Genomic DNA, 4936 nt, shown 5'->3' on the forward strand with positions numbered 1-4936 from the left:
CCAGCCGGTCCAGGGCTGCCCCCGCCAGCGAGACCAGGGACTCGTGGCTGAGCGCCTGGGCGCCGAGCTGGACGATGCGCATCCCCGGCCGGTACCCGTCGTCGTCCTTCCGGACGAAGCCGGTGGACTCGAGGGTGCGAAGCAGTCGCAATGCTGTGGAGGCTGAGAGCGTGGCGTCCCGGGCGGCGTCGGCCAGGCTGACCACACCCCGGTCACACACGGTGCCGAGGAGGAGTAACGCGCGTTCAACGGTGCGGGTCGATGCGTCGGCCATCTGGTGCCTCCTTTTGACGCTGGGTCTTGCATTGCTGGTCATAATGCATTTCACTTATTGAAACGCTCTTTTCATTCATTGGCAAGACTTCTTGTGAAAGCGGGTCTCAGGTGGGCAGTACCCAGACCGTCAACGTGGGCGTCGGCGCCCTTCGGCCGGACGACGTCGTCGCGGTGGCGCGGCATGGCGCCAAGGTCAGCATCCTTGAGGAGTCCATCCTCGCGATGAAAGCGTCCCGGCAGGTGATCGAGGAGCTGGTCAACGACCCCATTCCTCATTACGGCGTGTCCACCGGTTTCGGCGCCCTGGCCACCACGCATATCCCGGTGGCGCAGCGCACCCAGTTGCAGCGAAGCCTGATCCGCAGCCATGCCGCGTCCTCCGGCGCCGAGGTGGACCGCGAGGTGGTGCGCGGCCTGATGCTCGGGCGGCTGTCGACGATGGCTACCGGACGCACCGGGGTCCGCCCGCTGGTGGCCCGGACCTACGCCGCACTCCTCAACGCGGGCATCACGCCCGTGGTTGGCGAGTACGGGTCGCTGGGCTGCTCCGGCGACCTGGCCCCGCTCTCGCACATAGCGCTCGCCCTGATGGGTGAGGGGGACGTGCGGGACAACGACGGCGTCCTGCTGCCCGCCGCGCAGGCGTTGGCCGCCGCGGGAATCACCCCGGTGGAGCTGCGCGAAAAGGAAGGGCTCGCCCTGATCAACGGCACTGACGGGATGCTCGGCATGCTGATCATGGCCTCGGCGGACCTCCACCGGCTCCTGAAAACCGCCGATCTCGCCGCGGCCATGAGCGTTGAGGGACTCCTCGGAACGGACAGCGTGTTTGCCGCCGATATCCACGCGCTCCGCCCCCACCCGGGTCAGATATCCTCGGCCGCGAACATCCGCCGGCTCCTGGCGGGGTCGCCGCTGATCCAGCAGCATTCGGCCAGTGAACTCAGCGAACACCGCAGCACCCGGGTGCAGGACGCCTATTCGCTGCGCTGCGCCCCGCAGGTCCATGGCGCCGCGCGGTCAACGCTTGCCTACGTCGAATCGGTGGCTGCCATCGAACTGGGATCGGCCATCGACAACCCGGTGGTGACCGTTGACGGTCGGGTGGAGTCCAACGGCAATTTCCATGGCGCCCCCGTAGGGTACGCACTCGATTTCCTGGCGATCGCCGTCGCCGATGTGGCTTCCATGAGCGAACGCCGCACCGACCGTTTCCTGGACAAGGCCCGCAACCACGGTCTGAACCCGTTCCTTGCGCATGATCCGGGTGTCGACTCCGGCCACATGATTGCCCAGTACACGCAGGCCGGGATTGTGTCCGAACTGAAGCGGCTCGCAAACCCCGCCTCAGTGGATTCCATCCCCTCCTCGGCGATGCAGGAAGACCACGTGTCGATGGGCTGGTCAGCCGGTCTCAAACTCCGCCGCGCACTGGACGGGCTGACGCGGGTGCTGGCCATCGAGATCCTCACCTCGGCGCGTGCCCTGGACATGCGCGACGGCGGTCTGGCCACCTCGCGCAGTGCAGTCGGGCCGCACGCGGTGCGCGCGGCCGTCCGTCAGGTGGTCGAAGGACCTGGCACCGACCGGTACCTGGCGCCGGAGATTGAGGCGGTTCGTGTCCTGGTGGACAACGGATCTTTGCTCACCGCGGTGCAGGATGCGCTGGGCGACGCGCTGGCCTAGGCCACCTACTTTTTGGTCCGGCGGCTACCGCCGTGCCAGTCCTCCTGAACACCGGTGTCCCCGGCTGGAACGCCCAGTGCGGGGAGTTGTGGACGCTCTCTGAGGCTGCGCTTCAGCTCTGCGAACCCGGCGAAGCCAGCCAACCCGACGACGTGGTCCCACAGCTGGACTGCCTCGTCATCGCTGGGCAGACGGCTGATGACCGGGCCGAAAAACGCCACCCCCGTGGGCGGCTTGAAGTGGATGATCGGGGTGCCCACATCCTTGCCGGTGAGGGCCAGCGCTTCATCACCTTCGGACTGGATCAGGCTGTCGAACCCTGCGTCGTCGAGCGCAGCAGCCAGGTCGGCAGGCAGCCCGGCACTGGCCAGGATCTGTTCAGCGAACGCACGGGTGCCACGACGGTCCACGGCCGGATCGCCGTCGTCGGGAACCGGGTCCGATTCGAAAATGTGCTTGCCGCAGGCGGCGTAGAAGGCTCCCACCGCCTCTGGTCCCTGCTCGACGCGAGCACGTGCGGCCACCCTGAGCAGCCGGAGCCCTGCTGTGTGCCCGGCCTCGTATTCCGGCGGGAAGTGCGAGGCATAGTCGAGGTGCGAGTTGATCAACCGTAGCGAAATGAATCGCCACTCAACCGCGTAGTCCCGCTGGCCCATCACCTGGCGGACCCATTTACTGGTCATCCAGGCGAAGGGGCAGACGGGGTCGAAATAAAAGTTGATGTCGGCGTCGCTCACGCCCCAACGTTAAAGTGCCTCTGCACGTAGGTCAACCATCATGCACCCCTTGGATGCAGTTAATTAGTACATAGCTGGTCAGGCGTTTTTACGGGTCGGGGTAGGGTCAAACTACCTGTTTTCGGGGCCCGGAACCCGGTTCCCTACGAGCTAAAGGAGTTCGACCCCATGAGCGTTGCCCCGGTGCGCAAACCCAAGCCGCAGACTGTTCTGACTGTCCAGAGCACCGAGTGGTTGACCCCAGCCATGGTGCGGGTGGTGGCGGGGGGCGAGGGGTTCACCGCGTTCGGGCGCAATGAGTTCACCGACAGGTACGTGAAGATCCATTTCGCCAGGCCCGAACTCGGTCTGGTGCCCCCGTACGATCATCAGGCACTCCGGGAGACACTCGACCCCGCCGACCTTCCCGTCACCCGGACCTACACTCTGCGCTGGGTGGACTACGCCGCGCAGCGTCTGGCCATCGACTTCGTGGTGCATGGCGACGAGGGGCTTGCCGGACCGTGGGCGGCCGCGGCCCAGCCGGGAGACACCCTGGTGGTGACCGGTCCCGGCGGCGGGTACGCTCCCGATACCACCGCCGACTGGCACCTCTTCGCCGCCGATGAAACTGCCATGCCCGCTGTGGCCGCGGCGCTGGAAACACTCCCGGCCGACGCCGTCGGGCTGGCCTTCATCGAGGTGGAAGACGACGCCGACCACCAGGACCTCACCGCTCCTCCGGGTGTTGACCTCGTCTGGCTGTACCGCCGCGGGACCACCGCGGGCACCCTGCTGGCAGCGGCTGTGCGGCAGGCGCGGTGGCGCACCGGCCGGGTGCAGGTTTTTGCGCATGGGGAGCGGGAGGCCATGAAGCAGCTCCGCGATGTCTTCTTCGTGGAGCACGGCCTGAACCGCAGCCAGGTATCACTGTCGGGCTATTGGGCGCTGGGACGGACCGAGGACCGGTTCCAGGCTGAAAAGCGGGAACCGGTCGGCAAGATCCTCGACTGAGCCGTATCCGTGCCGGAGTGCACGAAGGACTTGTGGCCGCTAGCCCGCGGGAAGCGGCTCGGGACGGGGTTTGCGCTGCAGCAAGCCCATCGCCGGCTCGACCAGGCGGGCCGCAACGGGACCGATAATCGCGGTTAGCAGCACATATGCGGTGGCCAGGGCAGCCAACTCCCCGGTCACGGCGCCCGACGCGACAGCCAGCCCGGCGATCACAATCGAAAACTCACCGCGGGCAATCAGCGCCACGCCGGCCCGCGCACGGCCCAGCCGACCTACCCCCTGCCGCCGTGCGGCCCACCACCCTGTCCCGATCTTCGTCAGGGCGGTGATGAAGGCCAGGAGGACCGCGACGCCGAGCACCGGGGGAATCGTCGCAGGGTCGGTGTTCAGACCGAACACGACGAAAAAGATTGCTGCAAAAAGGTCCCGCAGGGGTTCGAGCAGACGGGTGGCGTTGGTGGCTGTCGCTCCCGAAATCGCGATGCCGAGCAGGAACGCGCCGACTGCGGCGGACACCTGCATTGCCGCGGCAACGCCAGCCACCAGAAGAGCCGCACCGAGCACGGTCAGGAGGAAAACCTCACGATCCTTGCTGTCCACCACCGCTGAGACCACGTTCCCGAACCGCAGGGCAATGATGAGCACCACGGTCACGACGACGAGGGAGATTCCCACCGACTGCATGCCACCGGCGAAACTCGCGCCGGCCAGGACGGTGGTCAGAATGGGCAGGTACACGGCCATCGCCAGGTCTTCGAACACGAGCAGTGACAGGATCACCGGGGTTTCCCGGTTACCCAGCCGGCCCAGGTCGGTGAGCACCTTCGCCACAATGCCGGACGACGAAATGTAGGTCACGCCACCCATCACCATCGCCCCCACCGGGCCCCAGCCCAGCAGCAGGGCGACCACGGCTCCGGGCGTGAAATTCAGGACGATATCCAGGACGCCGGAGAGCCAGGACTGGCGAAGCCCGGTCACCAGTTCTTTGGCCGTGTATTCGAGGCCCAGCATGAGCAGCAGCAGGATCACACCAATTTCACTGGCGATCTCACTGAATTCGTTGAGCCCCTCCAGCTCGATCAATCCACCGTTGCCGAAAAACAGCCCGCCCAGGAGGTAGAGCGGTATGGGAGAGAGACCAATTCGACCGGCAAGCCGTCCAAGGACACCGAGGCAGAAGAACACCGCCCCCAGTTCGATTAGTGTCAGTGCGCTGCTGGCCTCCAAACCAGCCTCAGCCG

At 66.3% G+C, this 4936-nt stretch carries 5 protein-coding genes (1 of these 5 running past the window's edge); 2 read left to right on the plus strand and 3 right to left on the minus strand.

Going from position 1 to position 4936, the window contains the following annotated elements; all coding sequences use genetic code 11:
* Positions 1-316, minus strand: the 5' end (the start) of a protein-coding gene (locus K728_RS0112505; RefSeq protein WP_443110976.1) for an IclR family transcriptional regulator. Its footprint begins 428 nt before the window's first position; 316 of the gene's 744 nt are visible here — the first part of the coding sequence; the start codon lies at positions 314-316; its stop codon lies beyond the left edge, outside the window.
* 68 nt (positions 317-384) lie between these two features.
* Here K728_RS0112505 and hutH point away from each other — a divergent pair, with 68 nt between their 5' ends.
* Positions 385-1962: a histidine ammonia-lyase gene (gene hutH / locus K728_RS0112510; protein WP_024476928.1), complete on the plus strand. Its 1578-nt coding sequence runs from the start codon at positions 385-387 to the stop codon at positions 1960-1962.
* A 5-nt stretch (positions 1963-1967) separates the two neighbouring features.
* On the opposite strand, the gene K728_RS0112515 is transcribed toward hutH, so the two are convergent.
* Positions 1968-2699: a mycothiol-dependent nitroreductase Rv2466c family protein gene (locus tag K728_RS0112515; protein WP_024476929.1), complete on the minus strand. Its 732-nt coding sequence runs from the start codon at positions 2697-2699 to the stop codon at positions 1968-1970.
* Positions 2700-2867: 168 nt separating this feature from the next.
* On the opposite strand from K728_RS0112515, the gene K728_RS0112520 reads away from it, so the two are divergent.
* Entirely contained in the window at positions 2868-3692 is an 825-nt protein-coding gene (locus K728_RS0112520) for a siderophore-interacting protein (protein WP_024476930.1), read from the plus strand.
* 39 nt (positions 3693-3731) lie between these two features.
* Here K728_RS0112520 and K728_RS0112525 read toward each other — a convergent pair whose 3' ends face one another.
* Complete coding sequence (locus tag K728_RS0112525; protein ID WP_019483563.1) at positions 3732-4922, minus strand: cation:proton antiporter; 1191 nt, start codon at positions 4920-4922, stop codon at positions 3732-3734.
* Between the last annotated feature and the right edge of the window lie 14 nt (positions 4923-4936).

This window comes from Arthrobacter sp. CAL618, from assembly GCF_000468215.1.
Lineage (GTDB): Bacteria > Actinomycetota > Actinomycetes > Actinomycetales > Micrococcaceae > Arthrobacter_D.

Excerpts from the sequence above, each read along its gene's own strand:
- K728_RS0112520 (WP_024476930.1), top strand. The coding sequence starts at position 2,868 with ATGAGCGTTGCCCCGGTGCGCAAACCCAAGCCGCAGACTGTTCTGACT.